The sequence below is a fragment of the Elusimicrobiota bacterium genome (assembly GCA_016722575.1).
GTDB lineage: Bacteria > Elusimicrobiota > Elusimicrobia > FEN-1173 > FEN-1173 > JADKIY01.
Map to the genome: position 1 here is coordinate 384,797 of JADKIY010000002.1, position 19,905 is coordinate 404,701.

Below are 19,905 nucleotides of genomic sequence, written 5' to 3' on the forward strand. Positions count from 1 at the left end.
AGGACCCATGGACCTGTTTACCCACACGCATCTCCTGTTCCGCTGGCTTCACGTGATCGCGGGCATCGCCTGGATCGGCCATCTCTACTTCTTCAATTTCGTGAATCTCCCCTTCCAAGCGACCATCGACGACGCGACGAAAAAAGCCGTCAACCCCCAACTCATTCCCCGGGCCCTCTGGTGGTTCCGCTGGGGCGCCATGGTCACCTTCCTGGCGGGCTGGGTCCTCTTCACCTTGAACTACATGTACTCCCCCGGCATCGGCTGGGGCCCCACCAACCTCTTCAGCGACACCGAAGGCGTCACCGGCCGGGCCCTCTGGGTCATGACCGGGATGCTCTTCGGATCGATCATGTGGTTCAACGTCTGGTTCGTCATCTGGCCGGCGCAGAAACGGATCCTCGGCCTCTGCGGCACGCCCAAGGCGACGCCGGAGGAATTGCCCGCGGTCCGCGCCCGGGCGGCCAAGTTCAGCCGGATCAACACGTTCCTCTCGGGCCCCATGCTCTTCGGCATGTTGGCCGGCCCGCACCTGGGCGTGTTCAACCTGTGGAACTTCCTCATTTTCACGGCCCTCGCGATGTTCGCGGTGAGCGCGGCGTACAAACTGTCCGCCAACGTCGGGAAATCCGCCTAGGCGACTTTCTTTAAAACAGAACGCCGGGGGGCCGACGCCCCCCGGCGTTTTTGTTTGTCCGAAGTCCGACGAGGCCGCACGGTTATTTTTCTTCGTCCTCGGCCGCGTCCTCTTCAAACTTTTCCATAACCTTCTTGACCTGGAGTTCGGTCTCCCGCAGGCGTTTGCGGCAGAACTCGATGAGTTCGGCGGCCCGCTTCACGTTGTCGGAGAGCACGTCCACGTCGACGTCCCCCTGTTCCAACGCGGCCAGGATTTTCTGAATCTCCTCGAAACTCGCGGTGTAGCTTTCGGTCTTTTTCATGCGGTTTTTCCTTTCCCCGTTCGGGTCACGCCCAACACGTTGGCCGACAGTGTTCCGTCGGACAACCGGGCCTCGATGAATTCCCCCGGTTTGATGTCCCGAACGCGTTTGGCCAGCCGGCCGCCCGCGTACAGCAAACTGTAACCCCGCTCCAAAAGACGGCGGGGGTCCTTCAAGTCGCGTTCCCGCCCGGCGGCGGCCAACCGCTCGAACCACCGGAGAAGGACGCCCTTGGCGCTCCGGCCCAGACGGTCCGGGGCGGTGCGCAGACGTTCCCGGGCCATTCCCAATTGCCGTTTAAGCGCCGACGCCAGGAGGCCCCGCTTTTCCCGAAGAGCGCCCTGGGAACGGGCCAAGGAAGCCCCGGCCGCTTCCCGCCAGGACCCCGCCGCCGACGACAAATCCCGCTCCAGCCGGTCCAGGAGCGCCCGGGTTCCCCGGACCAGGGCCCCGGCGTGGTCCGCCAGAAGTCGGTCCACGGCGTCCACCCGCTCCACCAAAAACTGCGCCACCGCGGTCGGCGTTTTGCGCGCCGTGTGGGCCACCACGTCCGCCACCGACGAATCGATCTCGTGGCCGATGCCCGTCACCACCGGCACGGGGCAATCCGCCACGGCCTCCGCTATTTTTTCCTTGTCGAACCAAATCAGGTCGCTCCGGGAACCGCCGCCCCGGATCAGGGCCACGACTTGGACCTCGGGACGGGCGCCCAATTGGCGAAGGGCCCGGGACACGTCGCGCTCGGTCTCGGCGCCCTGGGTGTGGGCGTCCACGAAATAAACCGTGAAGGCGTAGCCCGAGCTTTTCAGTTCCTGGACGAAATCGTGGTAGGCGGCGCTCCCGTCGGAGGTGACGAGCCCCACGCCCAGGGGGAGGTCGGGGAAGGGCAACGAACGGTTTTTTTCCAGCCGGCCGGACTTCTTTAATTTTTCCAAGAGCTCCCGCCGGGCCCGCTCCATGTCCCCCAGGGTGAAATGGGGGTCCACGTCCAGCACTTTGAGCTGAAGGGAGGCCCGGGGCCAGTAAAAATCCACCGTGCAGAGCACTTTGACCGAAAGCCCGTCTTGAAGCTTCAAGTCGCCGGACACTTCGGCCAATTTCCGGCGCAGGGTGTTTTGGGCGTCGCCCCAGAGCACCGCCTTGATGCTGGCGCGCACGGTGTCGGCGCCCGGTTCCTTCTCGATCAATTCGAAATACACCTGGCCCCACCGGCGCTGGCCGGCTTTGGCCGCGTCCCGATCGAACCCCTGAAGCTCGCCCTTGACCCAGAAGGCCTCGGAGAACCGTTCCTCCAGGGTTTTGGCGATGGACTGGTTGACCTGGCTGACGGACAGTCCGTCGTCGGCCGTTTCGCTTATCGGGGAAGTCGCGCGAGGGTGAGGAGCCACCGGCATTCCTTTTCAAATTGTCCGCGGTCGGAGTAACCGGCGGTCGCCAGGGTTTTGTTTTCCATCACCCAGCGGGCGCCGCGGTTGAGCGGCACGTCGGGCCGCCGTTCAAGAATGATTTTGATGAACCGTTTCAGATTTTCCAATCCGTTCCAGGTTTTGGATTCGCCCAACCCGGAAAACCCGAAATGCCCGGCGTCCACCCGAAAGCGCTCCGTGGCGGTGAACAAATCGGCGAACACCGTGAGGTCCCCGGTGGTCAAGGTCTTTTTGATCTCCGTGGATTTCCCCATGGGAAGCGGAATGCCGGTGGTCATCAAGAGGGTCATTTTGGCGGCGCGCTCGCCGGCCGACGGGCCCTCCTTGAGGATGACCGTCGACGTGGATTCCTCCCGGAACGGTAGGATCGCGATCAGCGTGAGGTCGACCAGGGGGATTCGCTTTTCCCGGGCGGGAAGGCCCAGGGTGAGGCGAAGAACGTCGTTTTCGGGACCGCCGCCGTTGGCCGATTGGGACGGGGGCGAAACGGCGAGCTCCGAATCGGGCACGACCCGGGCGGGCGCCCCGGCCGCCTGGGCCCCGGCCGCCAGGCGCTGGGCCTCTTCCGCCGACAATTTTTCGCCCAGAAAGCCCCAGGCGTCCCGGGCCTTGTGCTGGGCGTCGATGGCGGGGACGTTGAGAAAGTCTCCGAGGATCTTGGACACCAGCGGAAATTCCGCCCCCCGAGGGTCTCGCAGGAGAACAGCGAAGAGGCCCACGCCCGCTGCCTTTTTAAGAACGCCGACGGGCGCCGCCGCCCCGGCGGTTGGGCGTGGGCGAATCCTCGATGTTCTTTTTCAATTTCAAAACGACTTCCTCGGCGGTTCGGATCAAGCGGCCGTCCCAATCGCCCTTGGTCAGTTTTTCCAGGGCGGGCACGGCGCGCTCGTCGCCCACCTGGCCCAGGGCCCGGACGGCGGACATTTGGACCAGCAAATACGGGTCTTCCAACAAGGCCGTCAACCGGCGCAACACCTCTTCCCGTCCACCGCCCAATTGGGCCAGGCATCGGATGGCCGTCAGGCGGCGGGTGTGGGGCACGCCGTAGGCGGTGTGACGAATCAAGGTGTCCACAGCGCCGGGCGAGCGGAGCAGGGTCAGGGCCTCCAAAGCGCCGGAGCGAAGCACGTCGTTCCAGGATTCCCGGCCGAGCGCCTCGTCGATCAGGCGGCCCACGGCGGCGTCCCCCTGCTTGGCCAGGGATTTGAGCGCCTGGGTTTCGGCGAAATAGCTTTTTTCCTGGGCCAGGGTTTCCCAGAGCCGCTCGCGCACCGCGGGCTCCCGGTATTCGCCCAGGGCGGCGTTGATGGGGCGGCGGGCCTTGGGGTTTTCTTCGACGGCGTGGGCCCGCAACAGGAACTGGAGGGCCGCCGGCGTCCGGATCTGGCCCAGCGCTTGGGCGATGTCGGCCTTGACGCCCCAGAAAGTTTCCCGGAGAAGCGCTTTCCCCAGGGCTTCGGTGGCGGCCGCGCCACCCAATTTGCCCAGGGCCTTGGCCGCGTCGCTGCGTCCCAGCACCGTGGGGTCCAGGGCCAACTGCCGAAGCCAGACGGCTTCGGATTTCGGGAAATCCACCTTCTTTAAAATCCAGTGGTCCGGGTCGAAGAGGGTCAACGCGGGTTCGCCGGTCAGTTTGAAACGGAACAGGTGGGTTTTCTTTTCCACCGTCTCTTTAAACCGTTTTTCTTTCCCGTTTACCCAGAAGGCGAATTCCACGGGGAGGGCAAAGAGGCCGGTCTCCCCGTTGGTCGTTTGGGATTGCACGACGCGCACCACGGCTTCCCGGGTTTTCGGGTCCCACCAGGAGCGCACTTTGTATTCGGGGTGGCCGCCGCCGTAGACCCATTGGTCGAAGAACCGCGAGAGGTTCCGGCCGGTGGATTTTTCGATGGCGTCCAACAGATCGCGCGTCTCGACGACCGTTTCCCGGTTGTCCGCCACGTAGCTGTGGATGGATTTCCAGAAGTCCTTGTCCCCCAACAAATACCGGATCATGTGGAGGACCCGGGAGCCCTTTTCGTACAAGTGCCGGTCGAAGAGGTCCGAGGGCTGCTTGTAGACCTTGGTCACGATGGGGCGGCGGTAGTGCTCCGCGTCCTCGTCGAAGTAGATCTCGCCGTTTTGGCGGATTTCCTGGGCGAATTCCTCGGGGCCCTTGTCGAACTCGGTGAAGAGGGCCTCGAAGTAGGTCGCGAAACTTTCGTTCAACCAGGCGTGGGCCCAGTCCCGGCAGGTGAGCAGGTCGCCGAACCATTGGTGGGCCAGTTCGTGGGCCACCAAGGGGTCGCTGGAGAAGTCCAAATGGGCCCGTTCGTCGTGGAGCGTCAGGGCGGTCTGGGTGGTGGCACTGGTGTTTTCCATGCCGCCGTAGATGAAGTCCAGGGCCGCCACCTGGGCGTATTTGGGGTAGGCGTAGGGCACGCCGATTTTGGAGGAGAAAAACTCCATCATCTTGGGCGTCTTGCCGAAGGCCCGGCGGGCGTCGTCCTCGCGGCCGGGGGTCACGTAGTAGTTCACCGGCACCCGGCGCCATCGGTCTTTGATCTCGGTGAATTTCCCGACGGCCAGGGTCACCAGATACGTCGCGTGGGGAATGTCCTGTTTCCAGTGGAAAAGCGTCTGGGCGCCCCGGGCTTGCTTTTTGACGAGCCGCCCGTTGGAGACGGCGGTGAAGCCCCGGGGCACGCGCACGAGCATTTCCGTCGTCACCCGGTCCTGGGGCGAATCGTGGCAGGGGAACCAGTAGCGGGCGTATTCGTCTTCCCCCTGGGTCCACACCTGCACGGGCTTGTCGGGGTAGCCCCGGTCCGGCCCGATGAAATAAAGGCCCAATTTGGGCTTGGAAACGCGGTAGGCCACGTCCACCGGGACGACGGCGCCGGCCGCGAAGGGCTTGGGAAAGCGCACGGTGAGTTTCTTCTCGTCGTAGTCGAAGGGCAGCGCCCGGCCATTCGACCGAACCGATTCGATTTTAAAATGCACCGCGTCGAACACCATGCGGTCCGCGCCCGCCGCCAGGGCGCGCAGTTTCGTTGAAGCCGTGCCCCGGAGGGTTTTCTTGGCGATGTCCAGCGACAGGTCCAGCCGGATGTGCTCGGTGTCGAACGTCCGGTCCGGGGCGTAGTGGGACTCGGAGCCCTTGAGCGTGAAGCGGGCGTCGGCGGCTTCGGAGCGGCGGCAAATCATTCGTTCTTCCATGGGGGAGTCTCTCCTTATTTCGGCGCGGGTCCGCCCGGGGCGGGGACCGGCTCCATCGAAAAATCCGGGCTCAACAGGGCGTTGAACACCAGGTCGCCCACCCGCACCACTTCCAGGCGCTTGCCCTCGGCGGAATAGCGCGTCCACCGGGTCGGCAGGAAGAACTGATTTTGAAACATTTCCTCGCCCTCGAACAGCCAGGTTCCGGGGGCCCCGAGGGCGTTCATTCCCCGCAAAAAGGCGGGGGAGGTGTCGACGTAAAGGGTCCAAGCTTCGGGCGCTCCGGCCACGGGCCCGAAACTCAAACGGCGTTGCAGGCGGCTTTGTAAAAAACCCATGCCCCTATAACGGGCGGGGAGGCGGCATTGCGCCAGATGAAAGGGCGCGAGAAGAAGGTAAAAACGCTCCCGGGAGGAGCGCCCGTCGGGGTCCAAGGACGCGTCTCCCAAATCGAAGGGCGCCGTGGCGGTCCAGATCCGGGCCGATTCCCCGAGGGTCTTTTCCGAAACACGCCAGCCCCCGGGCACCCGCCGGGCGGCGAAATCCACGGCGCTGTTCACGACGCCCGCGGTCGACGGACGCACCAGGAGGAAACGGCCCTGGATCGTTTCAATCCGGCCGAATTTGGCGACCCCCCCCGCCGCGTCGACGGCCTGGGTCAAATAATCCGGCTCGCCTTTGTCCTTGGCCGCGGCGGGGGCCCCCGCGAGCAGGCTCAGGAGCGCCGCGGCACCCGAAACCCGGGCGTTCCGAAAGATCGTAAAAAGTTTCATTTATTGACGGAGTATACCAATTTGCCGAAGGCGGACCCCCGGGACTATTTTCTCAAAACGTCGACGGCGTCCGAGTCCGCGTGGACCCGGACCTTGAGCTTGCCGCACACCCCGAGGACGAGGTCCTTCCCCTGGGGGGAAAGGTCCAGGGAGGAGATCCATTCGAAATTGGACATGTCGGAGTATTGGCGGGACAGGGTTTCCAGGTCGGGGACCACGTCCTTCAACGCGAGGGTCCTTCGCGATTCGCCCGTTTTCAGATCGTAGACGGCGACGCGCCCCAGGTCGACGCCCGGGTCGCCGAATCCCCCGACAAAATAGGCCACTCCCGCCTCCGGGGACAGCACGACGTCGGAAGGGAAATCCGGTCGAACGCCCCGCCAAACGTATTTCTTCCGGGTCGCCGAATTCCCGGTTTCCACCCAGGGGTCCCGGCGGGGCGGGTAAACCAGTTTGCATCGGCCGTCCGCCGACTTAAACTCAAATTGTTCCGGAAGCACGACATCCATCGAGAAAGCGACCCCCTTCAATAGGCCCGCGATTAACAAAGAAAAGAAAAACGTTTTTGGAACATGCCGAACAAGGCGATTCCACACCGACGCCTCCCTGGGAACGCAAATATTCTATTTCTTTAAAACCTTCCGTGCCTCCCCGGCCGTTCGACCGACTTTTCCAAATCCGAGGTATAATGACCGCCAACCATGACGGCCGGGACCCCCCTCCATCGAAAATTCATTTTTTGCTTCGCCGCCCTGAGCCTGGGGGGCGTCGCCTCCCCGCGCTGCGAAATCCGCCGAGGGGACGCTTCCCTCGGGATCCTGTCTTCCGGGGTCGCCGCTCAGGTCGTGACCTTTCCCCGGGTGTCCCTCGGAATCCACTATCAAAAGCAGCGGGGCGTGGCGGTCTATGGACTCCGCCAGCGCTACCACCTCAATCCCGACGCCCCGCGGACCAACTTTTTCGTCGGCCTCGAGGAAAACCGAGTGACTTTCGACATCGACGGCGTCAAGGGCCGGGGGTGGACCGGCGGGGCCTTTTTGGGTTTGGATTATTTTGTCGCCAGGCGTTGGTCCCTGGAAATGGACGCGGGCCCGGCCTTCATCGCCTTGGAAGACGGCGACAGCGCCGTGACCAACGAAGGCCTGGATTTCGTCGCCAACGTGGGGCTCAACTGGCATTGGGGCGGCCGGTGAAAAATTTTTCGGGAATCGTCGGGGGGTTGGTCTTGGTGGCCGGGGCGGGCGCCTGGGCGCTCCAATTCGGAACGGCGGGCGCGGTCAAGAAACGGGCCGCCGTCGTCGCCGGGGAACGGAACGAACAGCTCATGGACCCCTGGAACGCCCCCCTGGGCGCGCCCGTGGAGGGGGCCGTGCTTTCCGACGGCTGGCGGGACCTGCGGGAAGTGCCCGGCCCCGTGAACGTTGATGGGGGATGGACCGACTCCGTCATGGTCACCCGCAACGGACGACGGCTTTTTTACGGCTACACCCGCTACGATTTTTGGCAATTCTACTTCTCCCTGTCCACGCCCACACCGGCGGGCGTTCAATACATCCCTTCCGGCCCCCAACGGCCGGGCATGACCGGCGACGCCTTTAAGATTTTTCAGGCCGACCTGGGCCCCCGGGGCTGGGTCGAAACCTTCCACGCCGTCAACGGCGACCCGACCCTTTCCGAAGCCTCCGCCGCGGTCAATTTGACCGAAGACCTCCTGGTGTTCAACCGGTTTCCAACGGGCCTCCCCCGGGGAATCTTCTTTTCGTCCCGAACCGCCGACGGTTGGTCCGTGCCGGCGGCCGTGCCCGGCATCAACAGCGGCTGCGACGACGACAACGGCTTCGTGGTGGGCGACTTGCTGCACGGCGCCACCTTTTACTTCGAATCCAGCCGAGTGGACACCGCGGCCAGCTCCTGCGGGTCCCTTCACCGGATTTGCCGAACCTACTTTCCCCCGGCCGGAGTCAACACCCCGATCCAATTCCTCCCCGGGCTGGGCACCGCCAACGACGACACTCAAATTTCCGTCTCTCCGGACCAGAAAGAGATTTATTGGACCAGCGTGCGTGCCGGGAAATACGGCGTCTTCACCGCCGACCTCCAGCCGAACGGGACCTACGGCAACATCCGCCCCGTGGTGACCGGCGTCACGACGCCCCCTTTTCAAGGGAAAGTCACCTTGATGGGCGAAGCCAACGTCGCCCGGGTGCCCCAGGGCGAATTGATGTATTTGATGTGCGGCATCGCGGGCGGCGACAGCGGCGGGCATCCCGTCAACATCCGCCTCAAGATTTGCCAGGCCCGGCGAACGCGTTAGAGAGAGGAAGGGCGGCTTCGTGCGGTGGAGGGGATGGAACCCCGGGGGTCAATTCCGAACGACGATCTTGAAGGTTTTCCGGCTTCCGTCGGCGCCGTCGGCCAAAACCCAATAAATCCCGCTCGCCGCCGTTCGCCCGGAAGCGTTGCGGCCGCTCCACTGGGCGGTTCCGCCGCCGTCCGCCGACACCTCGGCCACCGACTCCCCCGTTAAACTGAAAATCCGAACGCGCCCCCCCGGGGCCAGCCGTGCGAAGGTCAACGGAATTCCCGACGAGGGTTTGAACGGATTGGGAAATCCGAGGGGCTCTTCCCCCCCGCCGGGCGTGGTCAAACGCGTCTCCGCCAACCCCACCCGAAATTCGAACAACGCCTCGTTGACCCCGGTGTAATACAGTCGCCCCACGCCGTTGTCGTTCAGCACGCTGGGAAAACCGCCGTCCATCCCCGCGTTTTCAAAGGGTTGGGTGCCCAGGCAGAGGACGGGATTGGCCGAGACCTCGGTGAATGGCCCGAAGGGCGCCGGTCCCCGGGCGAGCGAGAGGCCCACCCGCCCGGCGCCGCAGGCATCGTCCACGCCGTAAAAAAGGGAATAAAGACCGTCGGCGTCCAAAACGATATCCGGGTGCTGCAATCCGATGTTGCTCCCGGGGTCCAGCCGACCTTGCTTGGTCCAGGTGCGGCCGTTGTCCGTGGAAACGGCCTTCAAGGCGTAAAAAGCCGGTTGACCGCCGTTGAGGGCGCACCCCTGGGTGCACCACCCCACGTAAATCATTTCCAACGTTCCACCGAGGTCGACGATGGTCGGGTCGGTGAGCCCGTCCTGGTCGAAGGAGTTGGGCGTGCGGGTCAGCACCGGGGAGGTGCTGGATCGCACGAAATGCGCGCCGTCGGTGGAAACCGCCAGTCCCAGGTCGCCCCAGGCCAGGCCGCCCGAGGCGTCCCGCGCCGCGGGGTCGTAACCGGCGTAAACCAGCAAATATTCCCCCCCGGCCTTGATCAGTTCCGGCGTTTCCAGGCTTTCGTCCCAGACGCCCAGGGCGCTCGGCACCACGAGGCCGTCTTGCCCGTTGTTCAAAGTGGCCCAGACGGTGCCGTCGGGGGAGGTCGCCAGGATCAGACTGTTGCCGTCGGGGCTTCCGCCGCCCGCCCCCGACACGACCATGCGATAAGTCGATCCGTCCTTGATCACGGAAGGATCCGAAGCCACGGCGGAATGAGTGTAGACCGGATTCGTCGGGTGTTTGGTCCAGGAGGTCCAAGGCGCGGCGGGACCGTTCGCCGCCAACAAAAGGAGAAGGCCCGGCAAGATTATGTGGAGGACGTCGCGCCGGGAAAAGGCGGTCAAAGGGGGCAACGCATGGATCCGGGGCCGGTTCATGACGGATTTTTCAAGCCCAGGAAGCGGCGAACCTCTTCGCCCCAATTCTTGGTGTCTTTCTCGTTGAAGGATCGAAGAAGGAACCGGGTGACGGGCAGCCCGAAATGCTCGGGTTTCAAGGAGGTGTGATGAACGGCAACAACAATATTTTGGCCGCCCTCCACGCTGACGGACATGGTTCCGAGCGGCGTATCGACCACGGCGTCCAGATAGAATTTCCCGTTCATTTTGGAGGAACGCTCCCACGCCTTCGCCAATTCCGCCGCGTCCTTGGGGAAACGAAGGGGCGGCTTCTTCCGGCCCAGGGAGGTCGAGTGTTTGGTTGGCATCAACGGTTCCCGGGGCTATTTCTTGGGCAAATGGTCTTTCCGCTGGGCGGCGTGGGTGTCCAGGGATTTGTCCCATTCCCGCCACCCGTCCATCAACGCGGGGTTGCTGCTTTTTTGCACGCAGGCGCGGCAGGCTTCCAACACCGACTCGGCGGAGACGATCGCCCGGGCGTGTTCGTCCTGGGCCGGCCCCACCCGTTTCCCTTTTCCGGTTTTACGGAGATCGGCCGGGATCGCCGGAACCGCGGGGTAATGGGCGAATTCCCCGGCGATGGATTTTTCGGCCGACGCCATGATCTCCTCCAACACGCGCACCGAGTCGGTGGAATACGACGGATTCTGTTTGTCCCAGATCCGGTCTTCCAGATCCAGGGAGTGGTATTGAACCATGGGAATGGCTTTTTGCCGCTTCTCCCGTTCTTTGGAATTCAGGTCGAGGCCCCGGAGGTATTCGGCGTAGGCCCGGGAAGGAAGGGGGCGGGGGTCGCCGGGGATGAACATCGGGCCGCCCGCGTCCAGGTAGATCAAATTAAAAACGCGGTCCTTGACCTTGAGGGAAGCGGTGAGGTCCACGTAATAAAACCCGGAGGGGGACCCGTCGCCGGAGGCGAAGGGGATGCGAACGAGGTGGTTGTGGTAGTTCAGCCCCCGGGGGAGGGTCTCTTCGGTGGTTTTGCCGTCCCGGCCGATTTTGTATTTCGTCGACCCGGCGAAATAGGGCGAAAAGACGTGGAGCGTCTCCCCGTCTTTTTCCAACACCAAAATCAGCCGATCGTTCAACACGTCCAGGGAATGTTCCGTCGGAACTTCGGGAAACAAACGGATCAGCTTGGCCGCGCAGGCCAAGCGCTCCCGGTCCGGGTCCGCCGCGGCCCGCGCGACGCCCGCGCCCGCGATCGACAATCCGAGAACGGTCCAAACGACGGCTTTTCGGAAATTCATAAATCCTCCCGCTTCCCGGGGCAACGCCCCGCCCGATTTCCATAAAATACCAAAATTTCCGTCGATCGGGGCCGGTCGTTCCTCCCGTTCCGTCGGGGGCCGGTCCCGAGGACGGACCGGGCTCCCCCCCGGGACGGGGGGGTCACCGGGGCCCCCGGGGAGAGGCGGCGCCCGCGGTCGCCAGGATCGCTTCGGCCACCCGCAGGCCGTCCACCGCCGAGGACATGATGCCGCCCGCGTAACCCGCGCCTTCCCCCGCGGGAAAAAGGCCCCGCAGGTTCGTTTGAAAGGAATCGTCCCGCGTCATCCGCACCGGGGAGGAGCTCCGGGTTTCCACCCCGGTCAACAGGGCGTCGGGGTGGGCGAACCCTTTCATCCGCCGGTTGAACTCCGCCAACCCTTCGATGATTCCCTCGCAAACGAATTCCGGCAGGCAGTCCCACAGATTGGCCGGGGTCACCCCCGGCAAATAAGAGGGCGACACGGCCCCCAGCCGCGTCGTCGGCCGCCGCGCCAGGAAATCCCCCACCCGTTGAACCGGGGCCTTGTAACCGCCGCCCCCCAGCGCGAAGGCCCGCCGTTCCCATTCCCGTTGAAAAGCCACGCCCGCCAGGGGATCTCCCCGGCCGAATTCGGCGGGGCCGACCCCGACCATGAGGGCGCTGTTGCTGTTGGGCGCGCCCCGGGCGTATTCGCTCATGCCGTTGGTGACCACGCCGCCTTCCTCGGACGCGCCCGGGACGACCACGCCGCCCGGGCACATGCAAAAAGTGTAGGCGCTTTGGCCTTTGGCGCCGTGGTGGGCCATCTTGTAGTCGGCCGCGCCCAGTTGGGGGTGCCCGGCGAAAGAACCGTAAAGGCCGCGGTCCACCCATTCCCGGGGGTGCTCCACCCGCGCGCCGATGGAGAAGGGCTTCGCCTCCAGCCGCACCCCCCGTCGGTGCAACAACTCGAAGGTGTCCCGGGCGGCGTTGCCGACGGCCAGCACCACGGCGTCGCAGGCCACGACCTCCCCGTCGTTGACGCGCAGGCCGGACACGCGCCCGTCCACGACCGTCAAATCCGTCACTTTGGCCCCGAAACGGAACTCCCCCCCCCGGTCCTGGATGTCCCGCCGCATCCGTTTCACCGTTTCGCGGATGCGGTCGGTCCCGACGTGGGGCTTGGCTTTGTACAGAATATCCGGCGGCGCGCCGGCGGCCACCAATTGTTCCAACACCCACCGGCAACGGGGATCGCTGATGGAGGAGTTCAATTTCCCGTCCGAAAATGTGCCCGCGCCCCCCTCGCCGAACTGAATGTTCGACTCGGGCTTCAGCAATCCGCCGGAAAGCAGGCCTTCCACGTCCTTCACGCGTTCCTCGATGGGCCGCCCCCGCTCCAGGAAAATCGGCCGGGCCCCCGCCCGCGCCAACAACAACCCGGCGAAGAGCCCCGCGGGCCCCGTGCCGACGATCACCGGACGTCGGGGGAAAGCGTCGGCGTGCGCGGAAAAGGAATAGGGCGCGTCCGCCGCGGCCGACACGTGGGGGCGGTTTTGGGAAAGCACGGCGGCCTCGTCCGCCGCCTCCAGGTCCAGGGAGTAGATGAAATAGATTTGGCGGGGATGCCGGGCGTCCACGCCCTGGCGGTGGACGCGGAGGGACCGAATTTCCGGAGCCGGGATTCCCAGGGCGGTCGCGGCGGCCCGGCGAAGGTCGTCCTCCGTGTGGCCCACCGGAAGCCGGAGTTGCTGAAGGCGGATCATTTAAGACGCGGCGGCGTGGACGCCCGCCGCGTTTCCCGACGACCAGGCCCATTGAAGGTTGTAGCCGCCGCAGTCGCCGTCCACGTCGATGGTTTCCCCCGGCCAAAAAGAGGCCCGGGAGGATTTTGGATTCCAGCGTGGCCGCGTTCAGTTCCGCCGCGTCCACCCCGCCGGCCGTCACGTGGGCCCGGGACCAGGGTTGGGTCCCCGTGATCGGCGCGGTCCAGCTTTTCAACAGTTCGGCCAGTCGCCGGGCGTTCTCCGGCGGGGCGTGGCGGCAGGCCAAATGTTTGTTTTTATACCCCGCCGCCTGAAGGAGAACCGGCAGGAGATTGGCGTGCACGAGTCCCACCAGGGCCCGGTCCAGGGTTTCGTCGGGTCGGGAGGACAGGCGGTGTTCGATGTCGGCCAAAAGGTCCTGGGGCGACCGGCCGGGAAAGAGGCGCAGTTCCAACACGGGCTCGCGTTGGCGGAGCAGGCATTCCCCCGCCGAGCGGCTGAGGTCCAACACCGGAATGCCCGAGGCGCCGTAATCCGTCAGTTGGATTTCCCCCGTTTCCTCCCGCACCACGCGCCCTTGATCGAGGACGGCGGCGGCCCCGTCGAAGCGAACGCCGTCCACCGCCTTGAGGAACCCCGCCCGCAAATTCAATTGAACCAACACCGGAAACAGCGGCGTCACCCGGTGCCCGAGCGCCTTCACCAGTTCGAGGCCGGACCCGTCGGATCCCCACTGGGGGCCGGCCTTGCCTCCGGCGGCGACGATGACCCGGTCCGCCGCGAAGGCGCGACCGTCTTTGGTTTCGGCCTTAAAGGCCCCGCCCGCGCGCGTCAGTCGGTGGACGTCGGCGCCGCAATGCACGCGGACGTTTCGTCGTTCCATTTCAAACCGAAGAACCTCCACCACGGCCGAGGCCTGGCCACAGGAGGGGTAAACACGCCCCTCTTCCTCCTCCACGCAGGGCAGCCCCAAGGATTTAAAGAAATTCAGGGTTTGATCGACGGGGAAGGAGCGAAGGACCGTTTCCGTGAAAGCCGCGGGGGCGCCATGATAGCGGGTGGGGCTGTGCCGGGCGTTGGTGATGTTGCAGCGGCCGTTGCCGGTGACAAGGATTTTCTTTCCCGGCTTGTCCATGCGGTCCAAAAGGGTGACCGAGGCGCCCCGACCGGCGGCCGCCAGGGCGGCCAGCATGCCCGCCGGCCCGCCCCCCACCACCAAAACCGTTTTGGAAGGACTCGTCATCGGGCCATTTTAACACGAATGCGCCCCCTTCGCCGGAGGGGGCCGGGCCGCCACCCGGGACCCATTGAAATTCCGGGACGAATTTAGGATAACAGGTTTATGAACAGCCCCGGGTGGATTCCTCGATGGGCGGCCGCCGCCGCTTTTCTATTTGTCGTCGGGTGCCATAGCCAACCCAAGGAAACCAGCGGCGAAGGGGTTGTGGCCGCCTCGGGGACCTGGGATTTTGATCAAAACGCCATCGTGCAATTCCCCCGGGGGCAGTTCTCCTACGGTTGGTACGGGCGGGAGGAAAGCCATCTCACGGGGATCGCGGCGGACATGATGGGAACGCCCGGCGACCGCCTGGCGCCCTTGGGCGACCGGCCCATCGAAGGCGTCACGCAGGAGGAACTTAAGACCCTGCCCTATACCCATATGCCGATCGTGGACTACAACCACAAAACAATCCATCCCGGGTTTTCCTTCGCCGTCCAGCTTCGGGACGGCCGCTACGCCAAGGTCACGGTTACCGGCTACACCCACCGCCGCGATTTCTCCTTCAAAGGCGCCGACACCCTCAGCAAATTCACAAAAGACGATCTCCTCAAGGGCCCCGACAACGCGGAATACAACCTGAAGGTTCGTTGGGTGCTCTACGGGGGCTCTTGATCCCTTTTATCGTTCGGGACGTCCTCGGGGGCGTCGCCCGTTCCGTTTGGGAGGAGCATCAAAAAGGCGAGCAACGGCTTCAAAAAGCGGTCGCCGCCCTCTCCCCCCTCCATCAAGCGGCCTACGCCAACCAAATGAAAAGCAAACGGAAATCCCTGGCCGCGGCCTACGTTCTCGGTGTATTGGGCGGACTCCATCACGTGTATCTGGGCAGCGTCCCCAAGTTCCTCCTGTTTCAGTTCACGGCGGGCGGCCTGTTGATCTGGTGGACCTGGGATTTGGGCACCATGTTTTTTATCGTCAGCGCCCACAACCGCCGGGAAGCCTTTAAAATCCTCGAAAATCTGCCCTCCCCCGCCTAGGGACCATCGGAACCATTCCGCCGGCCGTTTGTTGTCATAATAGGAATGCCACGCTTTCCCAGGAGAGAATCATGAAAATCAAGGTGGACATTTTTTCCGACGCCATTTGCCCCTGGTGTTACGTGGGCAAAAAACGCCTGGAGAAGGCCGTGACGGCCCTCTCCCCGGACCACGCCTTCGAAATCCGATGGCATCCCTTTCAATTAAATCCCCAAACGCCCGCCGAAGGCTTCGACCGGGCGGAATATCTGGCCCGGAAATTCGGCGGCGGGGAACGCCTGCGCGAGATGGACGCGAAAATGAAGGAAGTCGGTCGCGGCGAAGGCATTGAGTTCCACCAGGAGAAGATCCTCAAAACACCCAACACGCTGAACGTCCATCGGTTGATTTGGTGGGCGGGCCGGGCCGGGAAGCAAGGCGCCCTGGTCGAAAACCTCTTCCGCGCCTATTTCACCGAGGGCCGGGACATCGGCGAACGCGCCGTCCTGGCCCGGGTGGCCGGGGAAAGCGGTTTCAATGCCGGCGAGGCCGCCGCGTTTCTGGAGGGAGAAGAGGGCCGGACCGAAGTGCTGAAGGAGGAAGAGGACATCAAACGCGCCGGGGTCCGGGGGGTGCCGTTCTTTATTCTCAACGGGCGGGCCTTTCTGGAAGGGGCGGAGCCGCCGGAAGCCTTTGTCCAGGCCGTTCGGGAAATGCCCCCGGACGCGGCCCGCGGCTAAGCCGCCGTTCGTCGGCCCCCAAAAACCCGTCGACAAAAAAGCTTCTTGGGTCTAACCTATCGAAGACGGCGATTCCCCGTCGGCGAACCCGAACGCCCGACTGAAAGGGAAACCATGAAAAACGATTTCCGTTCTCCTTCACACAATCCCGAAGACTTCGAAATCGGCGCACGCAAAACCGGCCCCGACGGCCGCACCTGGGAAGTGGCCCGGTCCAAAAACGGCGTCGTCCGATGGCTGCCACTCGGTCGATTGACCCGGCGCCTCTACGTGGCCCAGGTAAACGCCCGCATCCGAAAACCTCGATCCGCCTCCGCCGCTCCCCGTCCCAATTCCAGCCTGGATTGGGTCATCGCCAATCCCCAAAAATTGAAGGCCCTCACGGAGGGCCGCCATTTTAAACCGGCCTCGAACCGGGAGGGGTTGATGAAGCAGGCCCGCCTCCATCGGGACGGTTGGGAAGCCATCACCACCCGGAACCAAGACTGGTCCGATGAGCGGATCGCCGCGTCGTCGGCGTCGGAATTGAGGAAGTTTGTGAAGAGCTACACAACGCCCGAAATGATGGAAATCCTGGCCCAGTGGCTGGCCCCGCTCCTGCTCCAAGCCCTGCGTTACAAAAAATCCAAACACGCCTGAGGTCGCCGGCGCCTTTCGAATTATTTCTTTACGAGGCTCCCGTCGAATTCGATGCGCGGATCTTTCACATCGACGAGCTCGTTCAATTCGTAGACGTTGCGGTACCCGTAGCCGTAGAGGTTGATGTAGGTGGGGATGTTGAGCGCCAGCGTGATCGGCTTCTCCTGGACGCGCATTTGTTGGGCGGGGGTCGCCGCGGTCCCGGGGAATTCACCCGGCGGGGGAGGGAAGGTCGCCTTCGTGGCGAAATCGACCTGATTGCCGTCGAAGTTGTTGTTGCAATAAATCAGGATGGGGGTGTCAAAATCCGGGAACACCTTGGCCAAATTCGCTTGGGTAAAATCGGAAAACGCAAGGTGTTTCGCCCCCTTCACATGGAGGCGCTCGAACCGGAAATCCGATCGCGAATCGAAAATCACCACCCCGGGCTTCCGACTCATTTGCAGAAAGGCGTCCAGGTCGATCAGACGCTGGGCCCGGTGGGGCTCGACCGCCTGGACCAACGACTTGAAATCCTCAAAACTGACTTTCGCCGCCGGATGTTTCATTTTTTCTCCCCCCGCCAAACCGAAGGCCAACGCGGCCATCGCGACCGCTCCGCCCACGACGCCCCAATGGCTTCTCATAGGAAAATATTAACGTAAAAGGAGGGCCATGCAAATCCAACACGCACCGTCATGGCCACCCCCGCGACCCCGGCCGGCCTCACAACCCTCGAACCAGCTCGACGGCGGCGTAAAGCAGGAACGAACCGAATATCAGGCCGCGAACACCCCAACGCTTTCGCTCGGAGACTTTATTGTAAAGGGTCGCCTCGGCGATTCCCATGGGGAAAAGGGAAAAAACCAGCATCCATCCGCAACACATCCCGAAATCGGCCCACATCATTCCCCGATGGACAACGGAATTCGAGGGATTCCCCGGATCGACAAAAACCGTCACCGGCCGGCCGTTCCGGCGGGCCTCGTCCAACTCCGCCACCGTTCGTTTCAACCACCGGCCGTTCCAAACATCCCCGCGGTCGTTCGCCTGGGGCGTAAACGCCAAGCGGCGGCCTTGAAAGGTTTTCCCCTCCCATTCGTATTCATAGAGCAGATCGACGTTGAAATGCCCCATCCGGCGGGGCCTTCGCTGGTAATCGACTTGAACGGAAATAACCTTGGCCGGAACCTCGACCCAGGCCCTGGCCCGCACCACGCGATGGGTCAGGCGTCCCACCAAAAAGACGGGCCAGGCGGCCAAGGCCAGAAAAAGCCCGGCCATCACAAGGCCCGCCAGCGTCGAAAGCCAACCTCCCTTATTCATTCGAACGACCCCGTCGCCTCATAGAAGGTGGTAGACAAAAACGGCCATGGAAACAAAGGGAGCGATCTCTTCCCTGGGAACCGTCGGAAATTTTACGGCGACGTCCGCCGCCAGGCGCTCGACGTCAAAATCCTTGATGTCCGTGTATTCGCCGTGGGCTCCGGTGAAATAACGGGAGCGTTCCCGTTGGGCGATCTCGCCGTGGACTTCGTCTTTCAAATGGCGGAGAACGTCCACGCGCGCGGGGTTAAAGGCCCCCAACTTCTTTCTTTTTAGCGTGTTTCGGATTTTGAGGTCGCTGTCTTCTTTATTGGAAAATGAAAATTCATAGATCAAAACACCGAGAACGGCGCTCTCGTAGGTGGGGGGGCGTTTGGAAGTCATGAGCGTTGCGCGAGGGAAAGCCTGCGTTCCTTGTCCATCCTCAAAAGCAAACCGTCCCCTTCTATTATTGCTCGCCGCCCCAATCGGGGGGCCGGCGGTTGGCTTTGATGTTCGATTGGTGGTGTTTGTTTTCAAGCATCTTGTTTTTGGCCCGGCGGCTTCGTCGGCGTTTTTGGCGGCGGATCTTTTCGATGGCCTGTTGCTTGGCGCTCCGGGCGCCCAGGAGCTTCTCTTCCATTTTCTCCGCCAATCGCTGGCGGGCCAAATAACGGTTCAACGCCTGGGACCGCTCCTCCTGGCACCGCACGGTGGTGCCCGTGGGACGGTGAACCAACAGGACGCAGGTGGACACCTTGTTCACGTTTTGCCCCCCGTGCCCGCCGGATCGAACGAACTGCTCGTCCAAATCCCCCTCACGCACGCCCAACCCCAGAAGGCGGGCCTCCAGGGCTTTCCACTTACCGGGACTAACGGGAAAATCGGGCATGGTTGAAAAAGTATACCGAAGATTTAATTGAATTCATTTTTTTCACGGAACTCCAAGGGACAGTGTTTGGTCAAAGAATCGGTTCTGTCCATCGTTTAATGCTGGGCCGGGAAAAACAGGATCGCGAGCGTCACAAAGGCGGCCAGGAGGACCACGAAGAAGGCGATGGCCAAGGCCAGGTCCCGGCCCCCATGGGGCCGCTCGGCCGCCAAGGCCGGACGGTTCCCCAAATAGGCCAGCCCCGCCGGCCCGGCGAGAAGCCGGATCAGTGAGTCGTAAACCCCGTAGGAACCCCTCAACCCGAAAGGGATCAACAGGGCGGGAGCCAGTAAGGGCAAAAGAAAAATTCCCAACATCCATAGGAGGGCGGAGCGTTTCTTCTGGTAGGCCACCACCGCCGCCACGACGGGGCAGAAAACGACGATCAACCGCAGAAGGTCGTTGATCCTGTTGGAATTGAAGAGGTGGCGCAGGTCCTCGGCGTTCATAGAGATCCGATCGGCCGATTGAGGTAGAGATCGCGCACGGGGGTAACCGCCATCGACCTTACCCGGAAAAGGCCCTATTCACCCAGCCCCCCCTTTTCACAAACCCAATTTTTCGGACTGGGAGAGGCCCCGGATCAACAGGAAACAGGCGCCGATCAACGAAAAACCGCCGGTCACCGCGAGAACCACTGTAAAAATAGCGCCCTGGGTGAGCCCCCGAAGGCACGTTCCCAAAGGAAGAAAAAGCGACGTCGCCGTTAAGACAGCCGCGTTCCGCTTAAGGCGCTCCGAACAGGTCAGATGGGAAATCAACAAACCGAAGAGAATGTTGATCAAACCGAAGGTCATGCCGTGGGTGTGGCCCGCCTTGGTCAGGTAGCGCCAAAAAGGGATTTGCGCGTATCCCTGGGCGAAATAGGGGTCCAAGGATTTGCCCAGAGCAAACCCGCCGAGAGCCGCGGCGATCAAGACCCCCAAACCCAGATATATATTAAACCGTCCATTGCCCATGGTGCCTCCTCTGGTTTCCTATCCGCGGAATCGAATCAAACCACTTTTTAGCAAAACCGGGAGCCG

The 19,905-nt window shown here is 63.2% G+C and carries 24 protein-coding genes and 1 pseudogene; 7 read left to right on the top strand and 18 right to left on the bottom strand.

Translation table 11 applies throughout. The annotated features are described in order from the left end of the window. The first annotated feature begins 7 nt into the window (after positions 1-7). Entirely contained in the window at positions 8-637 is a 630-nt protein-coding gene (locus tag IPP68_05315) for a urate hydroxylase PuuD (protein ID MBL0349777.1), read from the top strand. 82 nt (positions 638-719) lie between these two features. Here IPP68_05315 and xseB read toward each other — a convergent pair whose 3' ends face one another. Genes xseB through IPP68_05345 form a run of 6 tightly spaced genes read right to left on the bottom strand, consistent with a single transcriptional unit; the run spans position 720 to position 6,848 of the window. After that, entirely contained in the window at positions 720-941 is a 222-nt protein-coding gene (xseB, locus tag IPP68_05320; GenBank protein MBL0349778.1) for an exodeoxyribonuclease VII small subunit, read from the bottom strand. Continuing rightward, positions 938-2,329 carry an exodeoxyribonuclease VII large subunit gene (gene xseA, locus IPP68_05325; GenBank protein MBL0349779.1) on the bottom strand — a complete coding sequence of 464 codons (1,392 nt, stop codon included), beginning with the start codon at positions 2,327-2,329 and terminating at the stop codon, positions 938-940. Before xseA ends, xseB begins: the two co-directional genes overlap by 4 nt. Further along, positions 2,296-3,087 (bottom strand): hypothetical protein, encoded by a 792-nt coding sequence (locus tag IPP68_05330; GenBank protein MBL0349780.1) that lies wholly within the window; start codon positions 3,085-3,087, stop codon positions 2,296-2,298. Before IPP68_05330 ends, xseA begins: the two co-directional genes overlap by 34 nt. 13 nt (positions 3,088-3,100) lie before the next feature. Next, positions 3,101-5,566, bottom strand: coding sequence for a HEAT repeat domain-containing protein (locus tag IPP68_05335; protein ID MBL0349781.1), 2,466 nt, complete (start codon positions 5,564-5,566; stop codon positions 3,101-3,103). A gap of 14 nt (positions 5,567-5,580) precedes the next feature. Continuing rightward, positions 5,581-6,339, bottom strand: a complete 759-nt coding sequence (locus IPP68_05340) for a hypothetical protein (protein MBL0349782.1) — start codon at positions 6,337-6,339, stop codon at positions 5,581-5,583. Positions 6,340-6,383: 44 nt separating this feature from the next. After that, complete coding sequence (locus IPP68_05345) at positions 6,384-6,848, bottom strand: hypothetical protein (protein ID MBL0349783.1); 465 nt, start codon at positions 6,846-6,848, stop codon at positions 6,384-6,386. 192 nt (positions 6,849-7,040) lie between these two features. Here IPP68_05345 and IPP68_05350 point away from each other — a divergent pair, with 192 nt between their 5' ends. Together IPP68_05350 and IPP68_05355 are read left to right on the top strand one after the other, a co-directional pair. Next, on the top strand, positions 7,041-7,532 hold the full coding sequence (locus IPP68_05350; protein MBL0349784.1) for a hypothetical protein: 492 nt from the start codon (positions 7,041-7,043) through the stop codon (positions 7,530-7,532). Further along, on the top strand, positions 7,529-8,653 hold the full coding sequence (locus IPP68_05355; GenBank protein ID MBL0349785.1) for a hypothetical protein: 1,125 nt from the start codon (positions 7,529-7,531) through the stop codon (positions 8,651-8,653). Before IPP68_05350 ends, IPP68_05355 begins: the two co-directional genes overlap by 4 nt. A 48-nt stretch (positions 8,654-8,701) precedes the next feature. Here IPP68_05355 and IPP68_05360 read toward each other — a convergent pair whose 3' ends face one another. The 6 genes and pseudogenes from IPP68_05360 to IPP68_05385 form a co-directional block, all read right to left on the bottom strand. Beyond that, positions 8,702-10,009 carry a hypothetical protein gene (locus IPP68_05360; GenBank protein MBL0349786.1) on the bottom strand — a complete coding sequence of 436 codons (1,308 nt, stop codon included), beginning with the start codon at positions 10,007-10,009 and terminating at the stop codon, positions 8,702-8,704. A gap of 20 nt (positions 10,010-10,029) precedes the next feature. Further along, a complete protein-coding gene (locus IPP68_05365; protein MBL0349787.1) occupies positions 10,030-10,362 on the bottom strand; it encodes a hypothetical protein in 333 nt (110 codons plus the stop codon). A gap of 15 nt (positions 10,363-10,377) precedes the next feature. Further along, positions 10,378-11,304 (bottom strand): hypothetical protein, encoded by a 927-nt coding sequence (locus tag IPP68_05370; protein ID MBL0349788.1) that lies wholly within the window; start codon positions 11,302-11,304, stop codon positions 10,378-10,380. 142 nt (positions 11,305-11,446) lie between these two features. Next, on the bottom strand, positions 11,447-13,051 hold the full coding sequence (locus tag IPP68_05375; GenBank protein MBL0349789.1) for an FAD-dependent oxidoreductase: 1,605 nt from the start codon (positions 13,049-13,051) through the stop codon (positions 11,447-11,449). Further along, positions 13,052-13,141, bottom strand: a complete 90-nt coding sequence (locus tag IPP68_05380; protein ID MBL0349790.1) for an NAD(P)/FAD-dependent oxidoreductase — start codon at positions 13,139-13,141, stop codon at positions 13,052-13,054. It abuts the gene before it with no gap. A gap of 7 nt (positions 13,142-13,148) precedes the next feature. Continuing rightward, positions 13,149-14,294 (bottom strand): annotated as a pseudogene (locus IPP68_05385) (aminoacetone oxidase family FAD-binding enzyme). A 99-nt stretch (positions 14,295-14,393) separates the two neighbouring features. Between IPP68_05385 and IPP68_05390 the strand changes: the two are divergent. The 4 genes from IPP68_05390 (at position 14,394) to IPP68_05405 (ending at position 16,665) form a co-directional block, all read left to right on the top strand. After that, positions 14,394-14,945, top strand: coding sequence for a hypothetical protein (locus IPP68_05390; protein ID MBL0349791.1), 552 nt, complete (start codon positions 14,394-14,396; stop codon positions 14,943-14,945). Continuing rightward, complete coding sequence (locus tag IPP68_05395; GenBank protein ID MBL0349792.1) at positions 14,942-15,307, top strand: TM2 domain-containing protein; 366 nt, start codon at positions 14,942-14,944, stop codon at positions 15,305-15,307. The genes IPP68_05390 and IPP68_05395 overlap by 4 nt, the downstream gene beginning before the upstream one ends. Before the next feature lie 71 nt (positions 15,308-15,378). After that, complete coding sequence (locus IPP68_05400) at positions 15,379-16,026, top strand: DsbA family oxidoreductase (protein MBL0349793.1); 648 nt, start codon at positions 15,379-15,381, stop codon at positions 16,024-16,026. Between the two features lie 114 nt (positions 16,027-16,140). Beyond that, entirely contained in the window at positions 16,141-16,665 is a 525-nt protein-coding gene (locus IPP68_05405; GenBank protein MBL0349794.1) for a hypothetical protein, read from the top strand. 20 nt (positions 16,666-16,685) lie between these two features. On the opposite strand, the gene IPP68_05410 is transcribed toward IPP68_05405, so the two are convergent. The 6 genes from IPP68_05410 to IPP68_05435 form a co-directional block, all read right to left on the bottom strand. After that, the gene (locus tag IPP68_05410) at positions 16,686-17,291 is read right to left on the bottom strand and encodes a rhodanese-like domain-containing protein (GenBank protein ID MBL0349795.1); all 606 of its coding nucleotides are present in this window, start codon (positions 17,289-17,291) and stop codon (positions 16,686-16,688) included. Between the two features lie 79 nt (positions 17,292-17,370). Further along, entirely contained in the window at positions 17,371-17,970 is a 600-nt protein-coding gene (locus IPP68_05415) for a DUF3592 domain-containing protein (GenBank protein ID MBL0349796.1), read from the bottom strand. 18 nt (positions 17,971-17,988) lie between these two features. Then, entirely contained in the window at positions 17,989-18,354 is a 366-nt protein-coding gene (locus IPP68_05420; GenBank protein MBL0349797.1) for a hypothetical protein, read from the bottom strand. Positions 18,355-18,418: 64 nt separating this feature from the next. Then, positions 18,419-18,841, bottom strand: coding sequence for a peptide chain release factor-like protein (locus IPP68_05425; protein MBL0349798.1), 423 nt, complete (start codon positions 18,839-18,841; stop codon positions 18,419-18,421). A gap of 95 nt (positions 18,842-18,936) precedes the next feature. Next, positions 18,937-19,329: a hypothetical protein gene (locus IPP68_05430; protein MBL0349799.1), complete on the bottom strand. Its 393-nt coding sequence runs from the start codon at positions 19,327-19,329 to the stop codon at positions 18,937-18,939. Positions 19,330-19,425: 96 nt separating this feature from the next. Further along, positions 19,426-19,839 carry a hypothetical protein gene (locus IPP68_05435; GenBank protein ID MBL0349800.1) on the bottom strand — a complete coding sequence of 138 codons (414 nt, stop codon included), beginning with the start codon at positions 19,837-19,839 and terminating at the stop codon, positions 19,426-19,428. Positions 19,840-19,905 lie beyond the last annotated feature (66 nt).

Excerpts from the sequence above, each read along its gene's own strand:
- IPP68_05405 (MBL0349794.1), top strand. The coding sequence starts at position 16,141 with ATGAAAAACGATTTCCGTTCTCCTTCACACAATCCCGAAGACTTCGAA.
- IPP68_05370 (MBL0349788.1), bottom strand. The coding sequence starts at position 11,304 with ATGAATTTCCGAAAAGCCGTCGTTTGGACCGTTCTCGGATTGTCGATC.
- IPP68_05390 (MBL0349791.1), top strand. The coding sequence starts at position 14,394 with ATGAACAGCCCCGGGTGGATTCCTCGATGGGCGGCCGCCGCCGCTTTT.
- IPP68_05345 (MBL0349783.1), bottom strand. The coding sequence starts at position 6,848 with ATGGATGTCGTGCTTCCGGAACAATTTGAGTTTAAGTCGGCGGACGGC.
- IPP68_05420 (MBL0349797.1), bottom strand. The coding sequence starts at position 18,354 with ATGACTTCCAAACGCCCCCCCACCTACGAGAGCGCCGTTCTCGGTGTT.
- IPP68_05315 (MBL0349777.1), top strand. The coding sequence starts at position 8 with ATGGACCTGTTTACCCACACGCATCTCCTGTTCCGCTGGCTTCACGTG.
- IPP68_05425 (MBL0349798.1), bottom strand. The coding sequence starts at position 18,841 with ATGCCCGATTTTCCCGTTAGTCCCGGTAAGTGGAAAGCCCTGGAGGCC.
- IPP68_05400 (MBL0349793.1), top strand. The coding sequence starts at position 15,379 with ATGAAAATCAAGGTGGACATTTTTTCCGACGCCATTTGCCCCTGGTGT.
- IPP68_05350 (MBL0349784.1), top strand. The coding sequence starts at position 7,041 with ATGACGGCCGGGACCCCCCTCCATCGAAAATTCATTTTTTGCTTCGCC.
- IPP68_05375 (MBL0349789.1), bottom strand. The coding sequence starts at position 13,051 with ATGATCCGCCTTCAGCAACTCCGGCTTCCGGTGGGCCACACGGAGGAC.
- xseB (MBL0349778.1), bottom strand. The coding sequence starts at position 941 with ATGAAAAAGACCGAAAGCTACACCGCGAGTTTCGAGGAGATTCAGAAA.
- IPP68_05365 (MBL0349787.1), bottom strand. The coding sequence starts at position 10,362 with ATGCCAACCAAACACTCGACCTCCCTGGGCCGGAAGAAGCCGCCCCTT.
- IPP68_05340 (MBL0349782.1), bottom strand. The coding sequence starts at position 6,339 with ATGAAACTTTTTACGATCTTTCGGAACGCCCGGGTTTCGGGTGCCGCG.
- IPP68_05335 (MBL0349781.1), bottom strand. The coding sequence starts at position 5,566 with ATGGAAGAACGAATGATTTGCCGCCGCTCCGAAGCCGCCGACGCCCGC.
- IPP68_05430 (MBL0349799.1), bottom strand. The coding sequence starts at position 19,329 with ATGAACGCCGAGGACCTGCGCCACCTCTTCAATTCCAACAGGATCAAC.
- IPP68_05410 (MBL0349795.1), bottom strand. The coding sequence starts at position 17,291 with ATGAGAAGCCATTGGGGCGTCGTGGGCGGAGCGGTCGCGATGGCCGCG.
- IPP68_05415 (MBL0349796.1), bottom strand. The coding sequence starts at position 17,970 with ATGAATAAGGGAGGTTGGCTTTCGACGCTGGCGGGCCTTGTGATGGCC.
- IPP68_05435 (MBL0349800.1), bottom strand. The coding sequence starts at position 19,839 with ATGGGCAATGGACGGTTTAATATATATCTGGGTTTGGGGGTCTTGATC.